20 protein-coding genes are annotated in these 21,727 nt (G+C 40.8%); 10 read left to right on the top strand and 10 right to left on the bottom strand.

Features of this window, described 5'->3' with window-relative positions; translation table 11 throughout:
* Positions 1–22: 22 nt before the first annotated feature.
* Both ACJJVX_RS19820 and ACJJVX_RS19815 read right to left on the bottom strand, forming a co-directional pair.
* Positions 23–829, bottom strand: coding sequence for a lipase secretion chaperone (locus tag ACJJVX_RS19820; RefSeq protein ID WP_082379026.1), 807 nt, complete (start codon positions 827–829; stop codon positions 23–25).
* Positions 830–832: 3 nt separating this feature from the next.
* Positions 833–1,753, bottom strand: coding sequence for a triacylglycerol lipase (locus ACJJVX_RS19815; RefSeq protein WP_054204910.1), 921 nt, complete (start codon positions 1,751–1,753; stop codon positions 833–835).
* A gap of 444 nt (positions 1,754–2,197) precedes the next feature.
* Between ACJJVX_RS19815 and ACJJVX_RS19810 the strand changes: the two genes are divergently transcribed.
* Both ACJJVX_RS19810 and ACJJVX_RS19805 read left to right on the top strand, forming a co-directional pair.
* Positions 2,198–2,782 carry a YceI family protein gene (locus ACJJVX_RS19810; protein WP_405633174.1) on the top strand — a complete coding sequence of 195 codons (585 nt, stop codon included), beginning with the start codon at positions 2,198–2,200 and terminating at the stop codon, positions 2,780–2,782.
* Positions 2,779–3,303, top strand: coding sequence for a DUF1285 domain-containing protein (locus ACJJVX_RS19805; protein ID WP_405633171.1), 525 nt, complete (start codon positions 2,779–2,781; stop codon positions 3,301–3,303). The genes ACJJVX_RS19810 and ACJJVX_RS19805 overlap by 4 nt, the downstream gene beginning before the upstream one ends.
* 19 nt (positions 3,304–3,322) lie before the next feature.
* On the opposite strand, the gene yihA is transcribed toward ACJJVX_RS19805, so the two are convergent.
* Complete coding sequence (gene yihA / locus ACJJVX_RS19800; protein ID WP_054204907.1) at positions 3,323–3,988, bottom strand: ribosome biogenesis GTP-binding protein YihA/YsxC; 666 nt, start codon at positions 3,986–3,988, stop codon at positions 3,323–3,325.
* Between the two features lie 280 nt (positions 3,989–4,268).
* On the opposite strand from yihA, the gene ACJJVX_RS19795 reads away from it, so the two are divergent.
* The 3 genes from ACJJVX_RS19795 (at position 4,269) to ACJJVX_RS19785 (ending at position 6,755) form a co-directional block, all read left to right on the top strand.
* Positions 4,269–4,901, top strand: a complete 633-nt coding sequence (locus tag ACJJVX_RS19795; RefSeq protein WP_054204906.1) for a cytochrome c — start codon at positions 4,269–4,271, stop codon at positions 4,899–4,901.
* A gap of 754 nt (positions 4,902–5,655) precedes the next feature.
* Complete coding sequence (yihI, locus tag ACJJVX_RS19790; RefSeq protein ID WP_405633168.1) at positions 5,656–6,243, top strand: Der GTPase-activating protein YihI; 588 nt, start codon at positions 5,656–5,658, stop codon at positions 6,241–6,243.
* The gene (locus ACJJVX_RS19785) at positions 6,243–6,755 is read left to right on the top strand and encodes a DUF2489 domain-containing protein (RefSeq protein ID WP_054204904.1); all 513 of its coding nucleotides are present in this window, start codon (positions 6,243–6,245) and stop codon (positions 6,753–6,755) included. Before yihI ends, ACJJVX_RS19785 begins: the two co-directional genes overlap by 1 nt.
* Before the next feature lie 65 nt (positions 6,756–6,820).
* Here the strand turns inward: ACJJVX_RS19785 and hemN are convergent, their stop codons facing one another.
* Positions 6,821–8,194: an oxygen-independent coproporphyrinogen III oxidase gene (gene hemN, locus ACJJVX_RS19780; protein ID WP_064435815.1), complete on the bottom strand. Its 1,374-nt coding sequence runs from the start codon at positions 8,192–8,194 to the stop codon at positions 6,821–6,823.
* A 114-nt stretch (positions 8,195–8,308) separates the two neighbouring features.
* Positions 8,309–10,336 (bottom strand): methyl-accepting chemotaxis protein, encoded by a 2,028-nt coding sequence (locus tag ACJJVX_RS19775; protein WP_054204902.1) that lies wholly within the window; start codon positions 10,334–10,336, stop codon positions 8,309–8,311.
* A gap of 129 nt (positions 10,337–10,465) precedes the next feature.
* Here ACJJVX_RS19775 and ACJJVX_RS19770 point away from each other — a divergent pair, with 129 nt between their 5' ends.
* On the top strand, positions 10,466–11,236 hold the full coding sequence (locus ACJJVX_RS19770; RefSeq protein WP_342883509.1) for an NADP-binding protein: 771 nt from the start codon (positions 10,466–10,468) through the stop codon (positions 11,234–11,236).
* Here ACJJVX_RS19770 and hutH read toward each other — a convergent pair.
* From hutH to hutC, 3 genes are all read right to left on the bottom strand, one after another.
* A complete protein-coding gene (hutH, locus tag ACJJVX_RS19765; protein WP_054204900.1) occupies positions 11,233–12,765 on the bottom strand; it encodes a histidine ammonia-lyase in 1,533 nt (510 codons plus the stop codon). The two genes, ACJJVX_RS19770 and hutH, sit on opposite strands and share 4 nt — an antisense overlap.
* A 2-nt stretch (positions 12,766–12,767) precedes the next feature.
* Positions 12,768–14,441, bottom strand: coding sequence for a urocanate hydratase (gene hutU / locus ACJJVX_RS19760; protein WP_054204899.1), 1,674 nt, complete (start codon positions 14,439–14,441; stop codon positions 12,768–12,770).
* A gap of 81 nt (positions 14,442–14,522) precedes the next feature.
* Positions 14,523–15,230, bottom strand: coding sequence for a histidine utilization repressor (gene hutC, locus ACJJVX_RS19755; protein ID WP_054204898.1), 708 nt, complete (start codon positions 15,228–15,230; stop codon positions 14,523–14,525).
* Positions 15,231–15,340: 110 nt separating this feature from the next.
* Here hutC and hutI point away from each other — a divergent pair, with 110 nt between their 5' ends.
* Positions 15,341–16,588 (top strand): imidazolonepropionase, encoded by a 1,248-nt coding sequence (gene hutI, locus ACJJVX_RS19750; RefSeq protein WP_405633162.1) that lies wholly within the window; start codon positions 15,341–15,343, stop codon positions 16,586–16,588.
* A gap of 130 nt (positions 16,589–16,718) precedes the next feature.
* Positions 16,719–18,377, top strand: a complete 1,659-nt coding sequence (locus ACJJVX_RS19745) for a GGDEF domain-containing phosphodiesterase (protein ID WP_054204952.1) — start codon at positions 16,719–16,721, stop codon at positions 18,375–18,377.
* Here ACJJVX_RS19745 and ACJJVX_RS19740 read toward each other — a convergent pair.
* On the bottom strand, positions 18,374–19,432 hold the full coding sequence (locus ACJJVX_RS19740; protein WP_170173859.1) for a formimidoylglutamase: 1,059 nt from the start codon (positions 19,430–19,432) through the stop codon (positions 18,374–18,376). The genes ACJJVX_RS19745 and ACJJVX_RS19740 overlap by 4 nt on opposite strands.
* Positions 19,433–19,434: 2 nt before the next feature.
* On the bottom strand, positions 19,435–19,932 hold the full coding sequence (gene rraA, locus ACJJVX_RS19735) for a ribonuclease E activity regulator RraA (protein WP_054204895.1): 498 nt from the start codon (positions 19,930–19,932) through the stop codon (positions 19,435–19,437).
* 215 nt (positions 19,933–20,147) lie between these two features.
* Between rraA and ACJJVX_RS19730 the strand changes: the two genes are divergently transcribed.
* Positions 20,148–20,681, top strand: a complete 534-nt coding sequence (locus tag ACJJVX_RS19730; RefSeq protein ID WP_054204894.1) for a phosphatase PAP2 family protein — start codon at positions 20,148–20,150, stop codon at positions 20,679–20,681.
* On the top strand, positions 20,678–21,706 hold the full coding sequence (locus ACJJVX_RS19725; protein ID WP_170173858.1) for an MJ1255/VC2487 family glycosyltransferase: 1,029 nt from the start codon (positions 20,678–20,680) through the stop codon (positions 21,704–21,706). Before ACJJVX_RS19730 ends, ACJJVX_RS19725 begins: the two co-directional genes overlap by 4 nt.
* The last annotated feature ends 21 nt before the right edge of the window (positions 21,707–21,727 follow it).

Genomic DNA, 21,727 nt, shown 5'->3' with positions numbered 1-21,727 from the left:
AACGCGGCTAGAGCCGCGTTTTTTATGTACGAGGATAAATTGCCAAAAATCGTCGCTTTTGGTTAGGTGTTAAATGTTCATCAAGTAAAGCTGTAATTTTTTGTTTGGCTTGTTCTTTATCATATTGCTCATTTAATAAATTTATTTGAGAGATTAATTGCTTACTCAATGCTTGCCATTGTTCTCGCTGTTGCTGCAATGCGATTAAACGTGTTGCGCTCGCATCACCAAACTCGCTCGCCAGTTGGTTGTAATCGGAATTGATGAGTGCCTTTTCAAATTCATTATTCAATGCCTGTAACTGTTTGCTGGGTTTTAGTGCTTGAGTAAGGCGTTCAGGTAATGCACTTTCAAGATTCACTAGTAGCTGTTGTTTTAACTCATCGCTTATTGTTTCATCTTCGTTAATTTCAAGCTTAGCAATCGTATAGCGTTGCCATTGGTTGTCGTCATCGAATAGTAAAGCGATTTCATCGTCGCTAAAAAAGCGGCTTTGAAAAGCGATCATTGTTTTTAATTGCTCTGACAGTGGTAGCGCAATCAGCGTATATTGCAACTGAGCAAGTTCCTGCTTAAAGCTTAAGTAACGTGTAAATAAAGCCGCATGTTTTTTACATTGTACTATTTGCGTGCAGGCGTGTTGTGTTTGTTCAATATTAAAATGCTCGCGTTCTTGCTCAGCTAAAATAACGTGTTCAAATATGTCGTCAACCGCTGTGGGTATTGTTACAGCTGGCAAGGAGGCTCGTTTTTCAGCGGGGTAGAGAAAGTAACTAACAACAAGGACTGTGGTGATTACCACAAGTCCTATTCGATATGAGCGAGACATACTCTATAAGCCCATTCTTTTTAAACGGTTCGCATGTTGGCGGTAAACCGTTAATGGGTCAGTTTCAAAAATATGATGAAAGCCAATCATCTGATTTACTTCATCAAGGTGGTTCATTTTGTAGTTGTCCTTCAAAACATAACCAAGGTGGCTGCTACAACGAGATACTAACCCATCATCGTCCCCAGGGATAAGGAGTGATGTGATTGCTAATGCGGCATCTGACGGGTCAAAAATATTAGTAAGTGTACGCGTCCCACTCCATGAAAAATAGTAAACCCCATTACTTGCTTGCATAGGGCCTTGTTCGCATTGTGATGCAGGCAAACCCTCAGGGTATTTTAGATTAAACGCGAGTGCACCTTCAGTGGTTAAGCTCTCAAGTGCACCCACCGCATTTTGTGGCAAACCACTATTACCTGAAAGTAAGGCTATTAACCCGCCAAAAGCATTGAATGCTGTTTTGGCTACTCCCTCAAGCTTTGAGCCGGGGGTAAGACCTTGACGAACAACGTCTGCAACAGGGCTACCAAAGTTAACGCCTCCAACGCTGGTTGCTGAAGCTACAATGTCTGGGCGAATAGATGCTACATAACGAATACTCTGAGCCCCTTGACTATGGCCAATTAAATTAACTTTACTCGCCCCTGTTAATGCCATTATTTGCTCGACTTGCAGCAATAATTGTTCACCTCGTTGCTCAGAACTATTTACAGAGGAAACCGAAGTGACATAAACGCGTGCGCCATCTTTACTTAAATTTGTTGGTAGACGATAGAAGTAATCAATCCCTAATACATCATCAAAACCCATAATCCCATGTGCTAACACGAGGGGGTATTTAGTTTGGGTATAACCTGCACTTGCTGCAGAGCTAAAAATAAACAATAAGCTACAAATAGATAGAACGATTATTTTTTTCATTAAGAGTACTCTTTTTGTGTGTTTTATAATCACACTATTAAATTGCGCTGGGCAGTAAAATGGTGTGGAGCTTTTATTCTATTATTCCCAATAGAGCAAATTATCACCGCTTTATCAATGTTAATTTTAAGTTAAATTGAAATATAATTTGTAGGATTAGTTATATGTTTATCAATTCTTTCAATTCGTCTGTGTATTTAGTTTATTTATGTGAACTAGTTTGGTAAAGTCCGCGCCGTCCTCATCCTGTAGGACATCCTGTTGATGATGCACTCGAAAGGGTGCAACGTATTGATAGCTTCTCCCCAGTTTGCTATGCCGGCCCCGCATTAATTTGCGGGGCCGTTTTTTTGTTATTTAGATGTTAATTATCAAGACGTTGATTGCACTTAATAATGCAAGTGATACTATTAAGACTCATTTTCATTTTTAAAGAGTTGCGTCATGATTAAGTCATTTGCGATTATTGGTTTATCACTCACTAGTTTATTTTCAGCCAGCTTTGCGCATGCAGATTGGCAGCTTGATAACGAGCATAGTAAAGTTAGTTTTGTATCAATTAAAAGTAATTCAATTGCTGAGGCGCATCACTTTAAGGCATTAACGGGTGAGCTTTTGGAGCAAGGTCAATTTAAATTAGAAATAGACCTTAATTCAGTTGAAACGCTTATTCCTATTCGTAACGAGCGCATGAGTCAGTTGCTTTTTAAGGTTGCTAAATTTCCTGCTGCGACACTTAGCGCCGATTTATCAAGCGCAGTAAAAATACTAAAGCCAGGTTTGCACCTTCTTGAAGGAAAAAAAGCAGAGCTGAATTTTCATGGTCAAACAAAAACATTGAACATTGATGTATTAGTGACAGTATTAGAAAACGGCGATATGACGGTAAGTTCGTTTACACCTGTGATTATTAATGCCGCTGACTTTAGTGTGACTGAAGGCATTACACAGTTACAAAAGTTAGCTGGATTACCCTCTATAGCAACCGCAGTACCCGTCACGTTTACACTTACACTTAAAAAACAGTGATCTCACTCAAAGAGTTGGCTGCCCAATTGAGTCAGCCAAGCAAACCGTTTGATAGTTGGCAACCGGCTCATTGTGGGGAGCTGCCCATTGTTATTGATGCGCAAGGCAAATGGCATTATGCAGGTAGCGAGATAACACGCAGTGCAATGGTTAAGCTATTTGCTAGCGTATTATGTAAAGAGCAAGGTCAGTTTTACTTAAAAACACCCGTTGAGAAAATCGCAATTACAGTTATTGATGCGCCTTTTAATATTATTGCATGGCACATGGAGCAGACAGCGCAAGGCACAGTACTGTGTTGTCGTGACAACATAGAAAGAACGTGGTTGGTCAGTGCTGATTTACCATTGGTAATGCAAAACTATCAAGGCAATGACATACCTTATTTACAATTACCAAATGGATGTAGTGCACGAATAGCGAGAAGTGTATTTTATCAGTGGGCTGAAGAAATAGCACAAGCTGATGAGCAAGGCTATTTCATTCAATCTGCAGGGCAGCGTTTTTATTTAAATGTGTAGTTGTTTAACTAAGCTGAGTTTAACTCGCATCTGATTCAGGTGTTTGTTCTGGTTCTTGTGGCGGGATAGCGATGATAGGCCCTAAGAACCATTCATCTAATTTTTTAGCAACTTCAGGTAAGCCTGTGCCTTTTAATGATGAAAAGGCATGCACAGTGATATCACCATCAAGTGTGCTAAGTTCACGGCGAACTTGCAATACTTGTGCTTTACGTGCACCTTGTTTTAGCTTATCAGCCTTTGTTAAAAGCGCTAACACAGGAATTTCACTGCCAATAGCCCAGTTAATTAAATCACGGTCTAAATCTTTTAATGGGTGGCGAATATCCATTAAAATCACGATACCTTTTAAGCTTTGGCGTTTTTGCAGATACTCACCTAATGATTTCTGCCACTTCTTTTTCATTTCGATTGGTACTTTAGCAAAACCATAACCAGGTAAATCGATTAAACGCATATCATCAACATCAGCAAGCTCAAATGTATTGATCAGCTGTGTACGACCAGGCGTTTTACTGGTACGTGCTAGTTTTTGATCTGTTAGTGCATTTAGCGCACTCGATTTACCTGCGTTGGAGCGACCAGCAAATGCAACTTCAATTCCCGTATCAGCAGGTAATTTAGTGATGTCTGGAGCGCTGGTAACGAACGACGCAGTGTTATATTTGATACGAGATTTGAGCACAGGCTTTCCTAAGTACATAAATAAAGAAGAAGAGTAAACTAATTTTACTCAAGGCGCGTATTTTATACTATTACAGCCGTATTAAAAAGCGTCTTTAGGTCTTCAAAAGGGCTTAAAATTGAGTAAAACTATGCAACTAAAGCTTAATCTAGGTCAAAACCCTATAATTTATAAGTTTAATGTGAGTAGAAAACGTGCCAGAGAATTTATTATCGTGTAGAATATACATATCACAACATCCATATTGTAGATGATACAGGGTCGGAACAGAGAATTCACCATGAAAAAAATAGCACTATCTTTAACTATATTGCTTGGTGCGTTGTCAGCAAGCAACGCAACAGCATTTGATGGCGATGTAAACGCAGGTAAAGAAAAATCAGCAACGTGTGCGGCTTGTCACGGCCCAGACGGTAATGCACCGATTAATATCTACCCGAAAATTGCAGGCCAACACGCAGATTACATATACAAGCAACTTACCGAATTTAAACTTGGTATGACTTCGGGTGGCAAAAGCGGCCGAATGGATCCTGTTATGAGCGCAATGGCAATGCCATTAAGCGATCAAGACATGAAAGACTTATCAGCTTATTTTTCGTCATTAAACATGTCTGAAGGTGAAACACCTAAAGATGTAGTTGAAGTTGGCGCAATGCTTTTTAAAGCTGGAGATGCTGAACGTGGTATTCCATCGTGTGCATCATGTCATGGTCCACGCGGCAATGGTTCTTCATTAGCTAAGTTTCCAAAAATTTCTTTCCAACATCCAGAATATATCAAAGCACAGCTTGAGAAATTCCGTGATGGCTCACGTGAAAATGATTTAAATGGAATGATGAAAGATATTGCTCAAAAACTAACAGATAAAGATATCGAAGTACTTTCTAAGTACTTAGGTGGTCTACACTAAAGTAGTATGGAATAGCTTGGTTTTTAGTACTAAGCTCTATACTAATGATAAAAAGCAGCATTCGCTGCTTTTTTTGTGTCCAGAATTTGCCGATATAACCTACTCACCTGTGAGACATTGACCATACTGCGTTGTAAGCTAAGTCTTATTTTAATTTCACTTATTGAAGTAACCTATTGTAATTTAATGTTTTCGTCATGTTGCAATTTGAGCGGTGCAATAAATATTATATAAATTAGTTGTAACAAATTTATTAATGCGTAAATTAACCCCTGTCGCTGAAACAATAAAAACAATATGGATTTAACTATACGGAAAGTAGTACGGCGATAATACTGGGGTTAAAACATCGGTTGATGTTCTCAAAGGAAATACTAAAAAAGTGTCAATGAAGACCGATAATAATAAAAAGTCATGGAAGTTAAAAAATAATAATAAAATGGAATGCCACACGGAAGGTAAATATAATAAAAAAATGGAACAACAATAATAACAATAAAAATAAAGACTAAAAAGTCGAAGGGAGAAGTGTCCAGTTAAATGGCGCTCAGATTAGCAGGCGGTAGAGATGTTTTCTCTACCGCCTTTTTATTTGTCCTGTTACAATGGCAACCGTTTATACTTAAAAGTATAAAGTGCGCTAGTAGTCGAGTTACCCAACCTCAATCCGCACAAACCAAATTCTTCTGGCAAGGCCAGCATCGCAACGCTAAATGAGTGTTGCTCAAAACCTCTTAAGTGAGATGATCAAGATATGAGTAGAACGAAAAAATCACGTAAAAGCCCATCAAATGGCCCTGTTCGTTTAAGCCAAGATAAGCTTAAAGAAATGCGTGCACTGAAAGAACAACGAGTTAAAAAAACCAAAGGCGCTAAGTCAGGTTCACGTAATTCGATTGAAGCTTTAAAGCCTGATACAAAAAGTAATCAGCATAATAAAGATAAGCGTGTTGGTAGTAAAAAGCCAATATCTTTAGTTGCTGTTGCACCAGAGCCTGTCATTGAATTAAAGCGTAACTTCAAGCCACAAGTTGAGTTGAAAAAAGTTGTGCAGCCAGAGTTTACGCCAGAGCAAGAACTGGAAGCGCTAGAAAATGATGAGCGTTTGTTAAAACTAGTTGAGATACATGAAAGCGGTACTCTATTAACAGGTAAAGATGCAAAATACTTCAACAGTCGTATCGACCGTCATCAAGAGTTATGTGAATTGCTTGGTATAGAAGATGAAGACGGGGATGACTTTGATGATGAAGATTTCATCGAAGAAAGTAACAGTGACTTTGATAATTATTTATCTAATGATTTAGCCAATGAATGGCTAGATGATGAGGACGATAAATAATGAATGTGATGATCTTAGCTCTGTGTGTGGGCGCTGTGATCATCGCAGGGTTGGCATTTTATGCAGGGCAATTGCTGTATAAGGTGAGTGCGCAAAAGAAGCTCATAGCTAAAGAGCAGGCTAAGCAGCAAGCAAAGCTTGCTAAATCTCGTTTAGAGCGCAATGCTAAGCTTGCAGATAGTATTCATTTGATTGCTCGAGCAATGCATCAAGAGCAGTGTGAGTTCTCTGAAGGCTGTTTACGTATTTGGGTGTTGATGTCGCAATATAGCTTTGAACATGATGATGACCTTACTATGCGTTATCCTGGTATTTTTGCGATGTATGAAGTGGTTAAAGAAATGCCGACTCATGATGCGCGTAAAAAGTATTCAAAGAAAGAAATATTTAAGCTAGATAGTGCACGCTGGCGTGCTGAAGAAAGTAACGCTGATGCGATTAAAGCTGACTGTGAGAAAATCATTGAAGACTTCAAAGCTGCTCCGGGCAGCGAGAATGTCGTTTTTAACTAACTTGTTCACAATAGCTAAATTGAAAAAGCAGACCTAGGTCTGCTTTTTTGTTTTGACCATTTAGGCTAAATTACTCGTGAGAATCGCGTCGCGTTTATTTGTTTTTGCAAATGAGCATCAAAGCACATACAAATTATACGAATAAACAAATTACCACGAGCGGTGACAATAATACGTTTGCCGTCAATAGCTACCATACCGTCGGCAATTAGTGGCTCTAGAGCTTTGAGCGAGCTTTCAAAGTAGTGCTCAAAGTCGAGTTGATATAGATCAGCAATGCTTTGCATATTGAGTTCAAAGTGACAAATAAGTTGTTTGATGACAGTTGCGCGTATCACGTCATCGCTGTCCAGTTGCATTCCTTTAGTTATTGCACAGCCAAGTTGATGATCTAGGGCGTAGTAATAATGCTTCAACTCTTTTTGGTTCTGTAAAATGGCAGTGCCGATTTGTGAAATAGACGATACGCCTAACCCCAGTAAATCACAGTTTCCATGGGTGGTATAGCCTTGAAAGTTACGATGTAATTGTTGACTATTTTGCGCGACGGCTAATTCATTTGTGGTTTTAGCAAAGTGATCCATCCCGATAAATTGATAACCAGCATCGCTCATTTGCTCTAAGGTATTTTTAAACATGGTAAGTTTATCGTGCGCGTTAGGCAGATCGGCATCTTTAATTTTGCGCTGCGCGGCAAAGCGCTCGGGTAAATGTGCATAATTAAATACAGAGACACGATCAGGACTAAGGGCAATAAGCTGATCTATCGTTTCTTTAAAGCTCTGAGGCGTTTGCAAAGGTAAGCCATAAATCATATCAGCGTTAATTGATGTAAAGCCAAGCTTGCGGGCTTCACTAATCAAGCCTTTCACATCATCGGCACTTTGTGGGCGATTGACTGCAAGCTGTACTGCATCATTAAAATCTTGAATTCCAAACGACACGCGATTAAAACCAAGTGTGCGTAAGTGGCTGAGCATACCATCAGCTAGTGATCGTGGATCTATTTCAATACCACGCTCAGCATTGGCTGTAAATTTAAAGTGTTGGTTTAATAACGAGATTAAGCGACTCATTTGTTCGGCGGTTAAAAAAGTGGGTGTGCCGCCCCCTAAATGTAGCTGTTCAACATGATATTGTTCAAATAACGGTGCTTGCGCAATGATTTCTTTTTCAAGGTAATCAAGATACAGATCAGCTTTTGATTGATGGCGGGTAATCACTTTGTTACAACCACAGTAATAGCAAAGCTGGCTACAAAACGGGATATGAATATATAAAGATAAGCTGCGATTATTGGATGAATTAATTGCACGGAGCAAATCTTGCTGTTGGTAGCCATCATCAAACGACAATGCCGTGGGGTAGGAGGTGTACCTTGGTCCAGACACATTGTATTTATTTATTAAGCTTTGATCCCACTTGGGTAAATTAATCATCACGCGCACCTTTACGATTGTTTCAACAATTATAAAAAAGCTGTGTAATGTCAGTATTGATCTGCAACAAAAAAGAGTGCTGTAAGCGCACTCTTTTTATGGTTTGTAGAGTCGTTAAAGTTTGAATTGGTTTACAGTATTGTTCAATGAGCTTGCAAGATCATTGAGGTCGCGCGCTTCGTCTGCAAGTTCAAGTGCATGATCTGCAGTACTATTCACTAAATGGTTGATAGCAGCTAAGCTATTATTTATATCTTCAGCAACCACTGTTTGTTGCTCGGTTGAGGTGGCAATGTGATGACTTTGATCTTGTACTTTAGTCACTGAGTCTGCAATGTTCTGCAATGCATCTAACACCTCTTGTGTTTGTGCCACCGAACTTTGTGCGCGCTCTTGTCCTTGTTGCATCATAGTGGAAGCTTGCTGCGCAATTTGCTGTAAGCGTGAAATCATATTGCGAATGTCATCCGTTGATTCTTGTGTACGACTTGCAAGCGATCGAACTTCATCGGCAACAACAGCAAAGCCACGGCCTTGCTCACCAGCACGCGCGGCTTCAATGGCAGCATTGAGCGCCAACAGGTTCGTCTGATCTGCGATGGCATTTATCACGTCAACAACCGCACCAATATTGCTACTTTCTTGCTCAAGGCCCGCAACCACTTTTGATGCTTCGCCAATATGCTCAGCGAGTGCCGTCATCACACTTTGTGCATTTTGCGAGCGCGATGTTCCGTCTGCGGTGATATGTTGCACTTCTTCAGCTGCATTATTGGTGTGTTGAGCGTTACGCGAGATCTCCATTACTGTAGAGGCCATTTCAGTCACTGCGGCACTAACACTATCGACCTGTTGTTTTTCCTGCTGAATTTCATCATTGGTTTTTTGCGACACTGATTTTAATTGCGCCGCGGCGTTAGTTAGTTGTTCTGCTTGAGCCGCTGTGTCGAGCATCATGGCACGCAACTTATCGATAAATGTGTTCATGTGCAACGCAAGCTGGCCAACTTCATCTTGGCTATCGATGGTGATTTTTTGAGTTAAATCACCATCGCCTGAGGCAATGTCGCGCATAATATGAGTCAGTGTAATTATCGGTTTTGAGATCATGTGAGTAGCCCACAAGATCATTGCAATGATGATCAATAGAATAACCACAACAGATGTCGTCGTCGTCATGACCGCTTCGTTAACTGGCTCATCAATCATTGTTCTTGGCACTAAAATACCCACATACCAGTCTAAAGATGGCTGCTCTAATTGTAAGCGGTTATAAACAACAAAATACTCTTGGCCTTTTAAAATGACTGTAGCATCACCGCTAATAGTATTCTTCATTTGCAGATTAAGTTCAGTAAATCCTTGAGTGTCGCTGAATTGTTTTTCGAGGGCATCTAAGCCTTGTTTGCCATTGGGTCCCTCGTCAGTTACTGAAAGTTTATGATTAGTACGTTTAGATAAATGAACAACTTTTTGGTCTCCATCAAGCAAGAAGCCATAGCCTTGACCATTAAAACGAACGTCTTCAACCATTTTATTGATTTTGTTGAGCTGTAAGTCCACACCACCGAAACCAACTAATTCACCTTGTTGGTTATACACTGGTTGTTGCACAACGGCAGAAGCATTACCAGTTGTTAGATCAACTGAAATTGGGCCAACATATAAGCGATTTATTTTTAATGCATCCTGCCACCATCCTCTCTTATACGCGTAATATGGCTGACCATTGTAGTGAGTAGTCCGTTCGTGTTCTTTAAAGTATTCACCCGTTTTAGCTGAAGCAAAAAATGCTGATAAGATATTCTCATCATTGCTACTAATACGCACAAAATCTTGGTTTACTTCATCGTAGCCAGGCGCACCTGTTAGTGTTTGATCTCGTTTATCCCATGCATCAAACCAATTTACTAAATGGGGATTATTAACGAATGTATTGACCAGTTTTCCGTATTGGGCAAAATAACCTTGCATTGAGAGTTGCTCACTTTGCAGATAACTGTGAGCTTCCCGTTCAATACTTTGGCGTGATAATGAAGCGATATGATTAACAAAGTAAGATGAAGCAGCGATCAACAGCACAGTGATAGTGCCACCGATTAGCAATAATATTTTTTTTCGCAATGATAAATTTTTTAACATAAGTGCACACATTCTTATTATTTAGTAGAGTAAGCAAGCTTATATAATCATATATTAGTCCTAATCTCCATATTGTGAGGTAAGACAAATGAATAACATTTTATTAAATTGTAAGGACGATGTTACAAAATGGGTACAATAAAAGAACGTTTAATTGTATTAGGTGCAGGTTGGCTTGGGCACCCTTTATGCTTGCAGCAACTAGCACAAGGCTGGGATGTGCAAGGAACCCATCGTGGTATTGAACATCAACATGCATTTCAGCGCCGATTGGTGTTTGAAAATAATCAGTTAAGTCATCAACTCGATTTACAAGATGCTTGGTGGGTGTGTGCTATACCCCCCCGTAGTCGTCAGGCTGATAGCCATTATTTAGAGACTTTAAAGTTAGCGATTGGACTTGCTGGTAATATGAATGCGAAAGGTTTTTTATTATGCTCATCAACGGCAGTGTATGGGCCAGATAACTTAATTTATGATGAGCAAAGCCCGATCGTAGTAACTAGCCCACGCCAGCAACCGTTACTTGAGGCTGAGCAGTGTGTTTTAAATGCGGGCGGAAAAGTACTTAGATTAGGTGGTTTGATCGGGCCAGATCGAGAGCCTGGTCGTTTTGTGGCTGGTAAAGAACTACAAAGCTCAAGTAGACAAAGCGTTAATATGGTGCAGCAGCAAGATGTGATTAATGCGATTATTAGCGTGTTGGATAAGTGGCAAATTGCAGCGCCAATTTATAATGTAGTCAATCCTGCTCACCCTACAAAAGCAGATTATTATCAACAAAAATGCCAGCAATATGGTACTCAGACGCCTACCTTTATTAGTGACGAAAGTGCCGAACGCATCATTGATGGTTCGGCTATTGAATCACTTGGTTTTAACTACCAGTTTGATATTTAAAACGATGGTAATACGCCTTTAGGTAATAAATTACACAGCTCGCCTTGTTGTAATAACAAGTTAGCTGCTTCGATATCGGGGCCGAAATAACGGTCTTTGTCGTAGTAGCTAACTTTTGTGCGCAGAGTTGCTTTGGCTTGTTCAACTTTTTCAGATGCGAGTAATGGCTTTCTAAACTCTAAACCTTGTGCTGATGCCAGCCATTCAATTGCCAGTACGCCTTGCGTGTTGTCGGCCATTTCACCTAGACGGCGCGCCGCAAAAGTTGCCATCGACACATGATCTTCTTGGTTTGCTGAAGTAGGTAAACTATCGACTGACGCTGGATGTGCCAGTGACTTGTTTTCTGATGCTAATGCTGCAGCTGTAACTTGCGCAATCATAAAGCCAGAGTTAACACCGCCATTTTCAACTAAGAAAGGTGGCAGTTTTGATAGGTTTGAATCAATTAATAACGCGATACGGCGCTCAGCGAGTGCACCTATTTCGGCAATCGCTAATGCTAAGTTATCAGCTGCCATTGCGACTGGTTCTGCGTGGAAGTTACCACCAGAGATAATATCGCCCACATCTGCAAATACCAGTGGATTATCAGTCACTCCATTTGATTCACACAATAATACTTCAGCGGCTTGGCGAATCTGCGTTAAACATGCGCCGAGTACTTGTGGTTGGCAGCGTAGGCAATATGGGTCTTGTACTTTTTCACAATCAACATGGGCCTCACTGATCTGTGATTGCTCACTTAACATCTCGCGGAAAATTGCAGCGGTATCTATTTGCCCACGTTGGCCACGTATATCATGGATGCGCGCATCAAATGGTGAACGACTGCCCATTGCGGCTTCAATGCTGATAGAGCCAATCGCACAGCTTTGCGCATATAAATCCTCAGCACGAAATAAACCTTGTAATGCAAATGCAGTTGAAGCTTGAGTGCCATTTAATAGTGCTAAACCTTCTTTTGCGGCTAAAGTCAGTGGCTCCAGGTTGGCAATTTTAAGGCCTTCAACAGCGCTAATTAGTTTACCTTGGTAGCGCATTTCGCCTTCACCAAGCAGTGGTAAGCACATGTGTGACAATGGCGCTAAATCACCTGATGCACCCACCGAACCTTTTTTTGGTACGCAAGGGTAAACTTGTGCTTCAAGCAATTGCATAAAAAACTCAATGACTTTTAAGCGAATGCCTGAAAAACCACGAGATAATGAATTAATTTTCAGTACCATCATTAATCTTACGGTACTGTCATCCATGTAGGCACCAATGCCGGCAGCATGCGAAAGCACAATTGAGCGCTGTAACAGCTCTAATTCATGTTCGGCAATTTTGGTATTAGCGAGTAAGCCAAAACCGGTATTGATACCATACACAGTACGATGTTGATCAATCACGTCTTGAACAGTTTGTGCGCTGGCAGCGATTTTAATTTCGCTATCTTGGGCAAGCGTCAATTTTACTGGCGATACATTAATTTGGCGTAGTGTCGCTAAATCAAGTTGGCCAGGTGTGAGAGTAAGTTCAAACATGATTATTCCTTATTTAACATTGGTAGATCGAGGCCTTGCTCGGTAGCACAGTTAATTGCAATATCGTAACCTGCATCAGCATGGCGCATTACGCCTGTTGCAGGGTCGTTCCATAATACACGGCCAATACGTGCAGCTGCTTCGTCAGTACCATCGGCAACAATAACCACACCAGAATGCTGGCTAAAGCCCATACCAACCCCGCCACCGTGATGCAAAGAAACCCACGTTGCACCGCCTGCAGTATTCAGCAATGCGTTAAGTAATGGCCAATCTGATACAGCATCTGAGCCGTCTTTCATTGCTTCGGTTTCACGGTTTGGACTGGCCACCGAGCCTGAGTCTAAATGGTCGCGACCAATTACAACCGGTGCTTTTAGTTCGCCATTTTTAACCATTTCATTAAACGCCAGAGCTAAACGCGCTCTGTCTTTTAGCCCAACCCAGCAAATACGCGCGGGTAAGCCTTGAAATTGAATACGCTCACGGGCCATATCAAGCCAATTGTGTAAGTGCTTATCGTCTGGGATAAGTTCTTTTACTTTTGCATCAGTTTTGTAAATATCCTCTGGATCACCAGAGAGTGCAACCCAGCGGAATGGGCCAATGCCTTCACAAAATAATGGGCGAATATAAGCGGGCACAAAACCTGGGAAATCAAAGGCATTTGTCACGCCTTCTTCAAACGCCATCTGGCGAATGTTATTACCATAATCAGTGGTTGCCGCGCCTGCTTGCTGTAATGCCAACATAGCAGTTACTTGCACCGCCATAGATTGCTTTGCAGCTTTAACCACGGCTTGTGGTTCTTGCTCACGCATTTTTGCAGCATGGTCCATGCTCCAACCTTGTGGTAAGTAACCATTGAGTGGGTCGTGAGCTGAGGTTTGATCGGTTACAACATCAGGGGTAATACCACGCTTAACTAATTCACTAAATACGTCAGCGGCGTTACCGAGTAAACCAACAGATAGAGCTTCACCTTTGGCGCAAGCAGCGTTGATAAGTTCAAGAGCATGATCTAAGTCAGTCGCTTTAACATCAACATAACGGGTTTTTATTCTAAAATCGATGCGAGTTTCGTCACATTCGATAACTAAAGCACTAAATCCTGCCATGGTTGCAGCAAGAGGTTGTGCACCACCCATGCCACCTAAACCACCGGTAAGTACCCACTTTCCAGCGGCGTTACCATTAAAGTGTTGTTTTGCCATCGCTACAAAGGTTTCGTATGTACCTTGTACAATACCCTGTGAGCCTATGTAAATCCACGAGCCCGCAGTCATTTGACCGTACATCATCAAACCAAGTTTATCGAGTTCGTTAAAATGCTCCCAATTAGCCCAATGCGGCACTAAGTTTGAGTTTGCAATTAAAACCCGTGGTGCATTACTGTGAGTTTTGAATACCCCAACTGGTTTACCTGATTGCACGAGTAACGTTTCGTCGTCTTCGAGTCTGTCGAGGGTTTCGATTATTTTATCGAAACAAGGCCAATCGCGCGCTGCTCGGCCAATGCCACCGTATACCACTAACGAGTGCGGGTGCTCAGCAACCTCTGGATCTAAGTTGTTCATTAACATGCGCTTAGCGGCTTCTGTGAGCCAGCTTTTAGCGCTGATCTTATCGCCATGTGGCGCGCGGATAACGCGAGATTCATCAAGTCTGTTGTTCATGGAGTACTCCTGTTGTATATACAACTGATTTTGTTTTAAAAAATACGCAATTAAGCGCATCTTTTTGATTCGTGTATTATTTTATTTTTTAAATGTTAAATGGCCACCTAAGCGATATTTACTCCCTGGTGACACTAAACGTGCAAAGCTAACAATGCCTGATGATGACCACGTACGGCGTATAACCTGTAAGCAAGGTTCTTCATGATATAAGTTTAGCCATTGGCACATTTCGCTGTTGGGCATTATCGCTTCCACTGTGTGGCGAGCTTCTGTTAACGGCGCAACGCTCGATAAATATTCGTGCGGCGTTAATACGGTAAAATTTTGTTGTAGGTAACTTTTTGCCAAAGCAGGATTAACAAAGCGTTCTTCTACTTGCAGCGGCTGATCATTTTCGTTGTGCACCAATACACTGCGATACACTAGGCTATCTACTTCAACACCTAAAGCAATGGCAATAGGTGCAACGGCGCTGATAGATTCAAGTACTAACACAGTGCAACTGTAATTACCGCTGCGGGCTTTAACTTCATCTGCAATATTTTTAATTTCAAGCAATGATGATTGTGATTTAAAGCTGGCAACAAACGTACCTAAACCTTGGCTACGAGTGAGGATATCCGCTTCTGTAAGTTCACTCAATGCTCGGCGTGCTGTCATCCGACTGACACTAAATTGTTCAGCTAATTCGTTTTCTGAAGGCACGCGTTGGTTTTCTTGCCATGCGCCGGATCGAATATTATCAACAATAAACTGCTTTATTTGTGCGAATTTAGGTGTCGTCATTAGAGTTTTTACAATCTTTTTAAATTACCTATTAACTATAAGATGACATATTTATCTTGTATATACAAGATGGCTTGCTAGACTAATAAAAAAGAATTTTAGGAACCGATATGACCACATTAACCGCGACAGATAACAGCAATGACTGGGACTTACTGATCACTGATGCCAATATAGCCACTATGGATAGCAATATTGATGCACCGTATGGTGCAATTGAAAATGCGGCGCTGGCGGTTAAAGATGGTCATATCGCATGGCTTGGTAAGCAAAGTGACTTACCAACATTTGATGTGTTAGCTACACCGACAGTGTCTGCTAAAGGGCAGTGGCTAACACCCGGTTTAATAGATTGTCATACTCACTTAGTCTTTGCTGGCTCACGGGCTGAAGAGTTCGAACAGCGTTTGCAAGGTGTTAGTTACGAGCAAATTGCCGCGCAAGGTGGTGGTATTGCCAGCACTGTAATGGCAACACGAGAGGCTGACCATGAAGCGTTATTTGTGCTGGCGAAAGATCGCCTCAATGCACTCTATGCTGAAGGTGTAACTACGATTGAAATCAAGTCGGGCTACGGACTTGACTGCGAAAATGAAGTAAAAATTCTCGAAGTAGCGCGCCTACTTGGTGAAAATCATCCCGTTGATGTAAAAACCACTTTTTTAGGGGCACATGCATTACCACCTGAGTATAAAGGTCGTAGTGATGAGTATATTGATTTGGTGTGTAACGAAATGTTAGATCAGATTGTTGCAGCTAATTTAGCTGATGCGGTTGATGTATTTTGTGAAAATGTTGGTTTTAGTAATGAGCAAACACGTCGCGTGTTTACAGCCGCAAAAAAACATAGTTTGCCTGTAAAATGCCATGCCGAGCAGTTATCTAACCAACATGGCACAGAGCTTGTTGCTGAATTTAAAGGTTTATCGGCAGATCATATAGAGCATTTAGATGAAGCGGGAGTAAAGGCTATGGCCGCAGCGGGTACTGTGGCTGTTTTATTACCCGGCGCATTTTATTTTTTACGTGAAACTAAGCAGCCGCCAATTGAGTTATTAAAGCAATACAATGTACCAATGGCTATTTCAACAGACTTTAACCCGGGCACCTCACCCATGTGTTCTTTGCAATTAATGATGAATATGGGGTGTACATTATTTCGTTTAACGCCAGAGGAAACTTTAGCTGGAGTGACGTGCAATGGAGCTAAAGCACTTGGTTTAAAAGACCGTGGTGAATTAAAAATAGGGCTACGAGCTGACATTGCACATTGGCAAATTTCTCACCCAGCGCAATTAAGTTATCAATTAGGCGTAAATAAACTGTTAAATCTGTGGATATTGGGTAGACTTAATTAGTCTATTTTAATGTTGTACTTACTCAATGTCTTTAATTGCGCTATTAACAAATACTGGATTTGAATACGCAGCAAGGAGCGCTTTTTTAAACAATACACAGTTACCCGTTTTTTTAGCCGGTATGGTATTGATGGCGATGGTTTGCGCTTTGTGTGTAGTTAATAAATCGCAGTTGCGATTTAGCTATATACTCAACGGGGTTATTTCGCTAGCGATATTAAGTGCTGCATTTCCTTATTTAGAATTGTTGTTAGCATTGAGCATTTGCCTTCACTTATGGCAAGCATCTAAACAAAATAACTCAACGTTACTCACGCTAAGTTACTGCGCAGCAATAATATATATAATATTATTTGCTGCTAATTTGCTTTTAGGCATACCCTTATTTTTAGTCACATTGGCAAGTATTATACTGGCAGCATCTGGCTATTTTGATGAGCAAGATTTAGAACCGCACAGCACCGAAACACAAAGCTTAGAGCAAGAAGGCTTTGCTGCAGCATCCCCGTTAATGAGTCTTCCTAGTTGTAAGCAATTACGTAATAGTTATTATGCGTGGCGTGAGCCACAGCATTATCGCGGTGTATTAATAATTATTCGCTTAGAAGGGTTTAAAGAAGTAAATCAACATATAGGACGAGATTTTGGGGATTTATTATTAGCTCAATCGGCAAACCGTATTAAAGAGTTTTTGAATATGGATGAAGTTGTTAGTTTAGGTGGGGACCAAAAGTTAGCACATTTAGGTGGGTTAAATTTCGCATTTATATGTAATTTGGAGCAGCAAAAGCACCTGCATGAACAGCTAATTAGTCAAATATTAGGTGCGACTCTAAAGCCTTTCAATGTCGCAAATTGTACAATTGAAGTGAAGGCACGTGCGAGTTATGTAGATTGTGATGAACAGGAAGGTAGTTTTGATAATCTTATCTCATGTGGTTACTTAGCGCTTGATAGTGTAGAACCACAGCAGGTAGTTGCTTATCACCAACAAATGAAAATAGAGCAGCTAGAGCAGCAGGCGCGCTTAAAAGAGTTGACTAATATAGACTTTGCACGAGAGCTTGAGCTCTATTTTCAGCCAGTGATAAGAAATACAGATGAAAAAATTGAGTTCTTAGAGCTGTTACTACGCTGGCAACACCCAAAGCAAGGGATATTATCAGCACACCGTTTTATTGATGACATACGTATTGCAGGACTTGCTTTCCCACTTGCTACATTTGTGATTGAACGTGCGGCAGAATTGGCAATGGCACTGCGTGTGGAGGGTATTAGGATACCCTTGAGCATAAACGTGTTTGGTTCGGAAATGCTTAATGAAGAGTTTATTGATTTTATTGATGATGTTTTTACTGAGCACCAGCTTCAGCCTGGGGATTTGATAATTGAATGCCCGTTAAATTTATTTATGAGTTTAGATGATCAAGGTAAAGCAATGGTTGCACGCCTTAATAGTATTGGAATTAAGGTATGCGTTGATGGTTTAGGTGATAGCCCGGTTTGGTTAGCTAAATTACCAAATTTAGCGGTGGAGTATGTAAAGGTTGCACCAGCATTGACTGCCGACTTTAGTCATCAAGGTCATATTCGCAGTTTAGTTGGCGGTATGGTCGAAATGCATAATAAACAGAATGCCAAAGTGATTTGCGAAGGGGTAGAAACGATTGAGCAGCTCAATTTTGTGAAAAGTTTAAATGCTTACGCTGCACAAGGCTATTACTTTAGTCATCCGCTAAGCAGTGTAGGGATGATTACATGGTTAAAGCAATGGCAGCTTGAGCATTAAACGCTTTTTACATTTTCCCGCGCTTGTAAATACGCATTAGCTAGTGCACAAATGATTTGTCCGGCATCGTTAATACCTGCTTGCAATCCACTAGGGTGCTGGTTTGGTGCTGCTTCACATAGATGTAAATAGTGACTATTTGTTTGACTAGCAGCTAAATGCACAAAATGTTCTGCGTCGCTAACACTAAAACCGCAATTGGTATACGCGCTGACGGGCATTAATGAAATGCTATCAAGGTCGACTTCAACACCAAGTGGTGCATCTGTTAAGTTTTGCAAAGCTTGTTGGCATGCATCGCTAAGTGTTTTTTCACGTCTTACTTGCAGTGACTGATAGCTATCATAGTTAAAGTTGGCAGCAGCTAAAGCATCAATAATTGCTTGATTGTTTTTTAGCTCGTGCATACCAATAATATGATAATTATTTAAGAGTTGTTCATGATAAGCATAACGAAAGCCATTACCACTATGACGACCTTCGCAATCGCGAAAATCAGCATGAGGGTCAAAATTAATCGCATTAATAGGGTTATTTTTATGTTTACTTAATGCGCGAATAATACCCAGGCAATTATTATGACCACCGCCAATAACAATTGGCTCTAAACCTGCTGTAAATATTAAACTTAAAACTTGCTCAACACGCTGATCAAGTTGGGCACATAAGTCACGTAATTGCTCAAGTTGCCTTGGGTGTTGATTGCTTAAGCTTGATGCAGCAAGGGTTAAATCGGCAACATCAACTTCGCCTAAAAGTAATACCTTATCACTGGCTAAAAATTGGTTGTCGGGTTGGTTTAAGAAACGTTTAACAAATGCTTGCCAGCCATCTTGCGCACCACCATTACCTACATTAGCGCGAGGACCGATATCTTCACAAATGCCAATGAGCACATAACGAATACCAAATTGGGCGGCATCTTGCATCGCTTGTAATGGGTCAACATGGGTGTCGAGGAGGGCGATTGACTGCCATGCTTTTTTTTCATTTGCACGACTGTTGCACCAAGGTTTAACAGTCGCTTCATCGTAGATATTTAAGTAGGCGGTCACTTTTAGTCTTCTATGATTTCCAGTTCAAGTTCTTCACCAGATAAAATAATACCAGTGCTATCTGCATAAACATAATCATCATCGAAAAAAGACACGCCAGCGAAATTAACGCCAATGCCATCTTCGCCAGCGCCTTCGCTATCAGCAGCGACAGGGATAGATGCAATTGCTTGAATACCTAAATTAATCTCTTCAAGTTCGTCAACATGGCGCACTGCACCATAGACAACAATACCTTGCCAGTTATTTTCTGTGGCTAACTCTGCCAGCTCTATATCAATAAGTGCCCGACGTGTAGAGCCACCACCGTCAATGAGCAATATGCGATCTTCGCCTTCTTGAGAGAGTATCTCACGGATCAGTTCATTATTTTCAAAACATTTAGCTGTTTTGATGCGACCACCAAAGCTATGACGGCCACCAAAATTGATGAACATAGGTTCGAGCACGTCGACCACGTCGGCAAAGTGATCGCATAAATCTGAAGTGCTGTAATCCATTTTATTATCCTCTAAAGATACGTTAGCTTGTACTTCAGTATACCTTGCTGAAACGCAATAACAACGACTTAATACCAGTAAATAGCGCTCTTTTTAAACAAATAATGCGCTAAAACAGTAAAAGCAATATTAGTGTCTTAAAACTTTCACCTAATTGTTATTTCTAGCACCTATGCTGAAATTGTGCACAGGTTTGCATGAAAAAGGAGCAAGCAATGAGTGAGTACAATATATTAAAGAAGGTTGCGCAGCTGGATGAAAATTTATTTCTTAAGCTGTTTAATGGTAATTCCCCTTTATGGCTAAAAAATTCCGCATTAGGGTTATCTAAAAGTGGCAACGGAGGCTTGTATCTTGTTATCGCTTTTGCTGTTAGCTGGCTAGGTAGCGAACAAGAGCTGTTGGCGGTTACTTTATTACTGGGCTTTTTAATCGAGCGTCCTATTTACTATATCGCTAAAAATGGGTTTGCACGCGTGCGTCCTTGTGATTGCTTAGTGAAAGGCGCGTATATTGTGCCGGGTGACAAATTTAGTTTGCCATCAGGCCATAGTGCGGGGGCTTTTTTAGTGGCAATAATTCTTGCTCAATATTTTCCACAATTAAGCGTTGTGTGGTTTTTATGGGCGGTAGGCGTTGCTGCATCCCGAGTTGTGCTAGGTGTTCATTTTCCTGCCGATGTTGTACTGGGAGGGTTAATAGGTTCAAGTTGTGGTTTGGCAGCCATACTAGTGGTGGGTTATTTATGAGGGTATTGTACGGTATTCAGGGAACTGGAAACGGCCACATAACACGAGCTCGCGTGATGGCAAACGCATTTAGTAGTATGAATATTGACGTTGATTATGTTTTTTCAGGACGAGCTCAGGAAAATTATTTTGATATGGAGGCATTCACTAACTATCGCAGCTTTCGCGGGTTATCTTTCTCAACACAAAATGGCCAAATAAATAGTTATCGTACAATTAAAAATGCGCGAATGTGTAAATTGTTGTCTGATATAAAGCAGTTGGACTTATCTGGTTATGATTTTGTTTTTAATGATTTTGAACCTATCACTGCTTGGGCTGCAAAGCGCCAAGGCGTACCTGTTATTGGCATGAGTCATCAAGCTGCCTTTTTATCACCAAAGGTGCCAATGTTTAGACACGGGCTATTCCATCGTTCATTAATTAAGTGTTATGCCCCAGCAGATATTTACTTAGGGGTCCATTGGCAGCCATTTGCCGATAATATTATTCCACCTTTTATTGCTAATCATCCTCATGAAAATCCTGTAAGTGTCGATAATAAAGTGTTGGTGTATTTACCTTTTGAAAATCTGACTAGCGTGGTCGATTATCTAAAAGATTTTCCTGAAAAAGAATTTTACTGTTACCACCCCAATGCAAGCAATGAGTCTTGCTCTCACATTCATTTGAGAGGGTTATCACGCCAGGGGTTTTTAAACGATTTAGCTAATGCAAGTGGCGTAATTGCTAATGCTGGTTTTGAACTGTCAAGTGAAGCGCTTAAATTAGGTAAAAAATTATTGTTAAAGCCATTAGCTGGTCAATTTGAGCAAGATGCGAATGCACAAACGTTACTTGCTATGAAAGCGGCTCATGTAATGAGGTATTTAAATCCTTATGCATTAGATGATTGGATTAATAGTGAAAACAAAAGGTTAATTAATTTCCCAAGCGATCCGCAACCGTTGATTGAGTGGTTAACGGCTCGGCAGTGGGGAAGTACACACCAACTTCATAGATCATTGTGGTCAGGAGTCAGTTGAGGGCTTTTGGTGCTTAAATAA

It is taken from the genome of Pseudoalteromonas sp. Ld20 (assembly GCF_045064175.1).
GTDB lineage: Bacteria > Pseudomonadota > Gammaproteobacteria > Enterobacterales > Alteromonadaceae > Pseudoalteromonas > Pseudoalteromonas neustonica.
Note: the sequence above shows the minus strand (reverse complement) of the source record. Positions and strands in the feature narration are given on the sequence as shown.

What these genes read in the sequence shown, in the direction of transcription:
- ACJJVX_RS19820 (WP_082379026.1), bottom strand. Translation starts at nt 829, where the DNA reads ATGTCTCGCTCATATCGAATAGGACTTGTGGTAATCACCACAGTCCTT.
- ACJJVX_RS19815 (WP_054204910.1), bottom strand. Translation starts at nt 1,753, where the DNA reads ATGAAAAAAATAATCGTTCTATCTATTTGTAGCTTATTGTTTATTTTT.
- ACJJVX_RS19810 (WP_405633174.1), top strand. Translation starts at nt 2,198, where the DNA reads ATGATTAAGTCATTTGCGATTATTGGTTTATCACTCACTAGTTTATTT.
- ACJJVX_RS19795 (WP_054204906.1), top strand. Translation starts at nt 4,269, where the DNA reads ATGAAAAAAATAGCACTATCTTTAACTATATTGCTTGGTGCGTTGTCA.
- yihI (WP_405633168.1), top strand. Translation starts at nt 5,656, where the DNA reads ATGAGTAGAACGAAAAAATCACGTAAAAGCCCATCAAATGGCCCTGTT.
- ACJJVX_RS19785 (WP_054204904.1), top strand. Translation starts at nt 6,243, where the DNA reads ATGAATGTGATGATCTTAGCTCTGTGTGTGGGCGCTGTGATCATCGCA.
- hemN (WP_064435815.1), bottom strand. Translation starts at nt 8,194, where the DNA reads ATGATTAATTTACCCAAGTGGGATCAAAGCTTAATAAATAAATACAAT.
- ACJJVX_RS19775 (WP_054204902.1), bottom strand. Translation starts at nt 10,336, where the DNA reads ATGTTAAAAAATTTATCATTGCGAAAAAAAATATTATTGCTAATCGGT.
- ACJJVX_RS19770 (WP_342883509.1), top strand. Translation starts at nt 10,466, where the DNA reads ATGGGTACAATAAAAGAACGTTTAATTGTATTAGGTGCAGGTTGGCTT.
- hutH (WP_054204900.1), bottom strand. Translation starts at nt 12,765, where the DNA reads ATGTTTGAACTTACTCTCACACCTGGCCAACTTGATTTAGCGACACTA.
- hutU (WP_054204899.1), bottom strand. Translation starts at nt 14,441, where the DNA reads ATGAACAACAGACTTGATGAATCTCGCGTTATCCGCGCGCCACATGGC.
- hutC (WP_054204898.1), bottom strand. Translation starts at nt 15,230, where the DNA reads ATGACGACACCTAAATTCGCACAAATAAAGCAGTTTATTGTTGATAAT.
- hutI (WP_405633162.1), top strand. Translation starts at nt 15,341, where the DNA reads ATGACCACATTAACCGCGACAGATAACAGCAATGACTGGGACTTACTG.
- ACJJVX_RS19745 (WP_054204952.1), top strand. Translation starts at nt 16,719, where the DNA reads ATGGCGATGGTTTGCGCTTTGTGTGTAGTTAATAAATCGCAGTTGCGA.
- rraA (WP_054204895.1), bottom strand. Translation starts at nt 19,932, where the DNA reads ATGGATTACAGCACTTCAGATTTATGCGATCACTTTGCCGACGTGGTC.
- ACJJVX_RS19730 (WP_054204894.1), top strand. Translation starts at nt 20,148, where the DNA reads ATGAGTGAGTACAATATATTAAAGAAGGTTGCGCAGCTGGATGAAAAT.
- ACJJVX_RS19725 (WP_170173858.1), top strand. Translation starts at nt 20,678, where the DNA reads ATGAGGGTATTGTACGGTATTCAGGGAACTGGAAACGGCCACATAACA.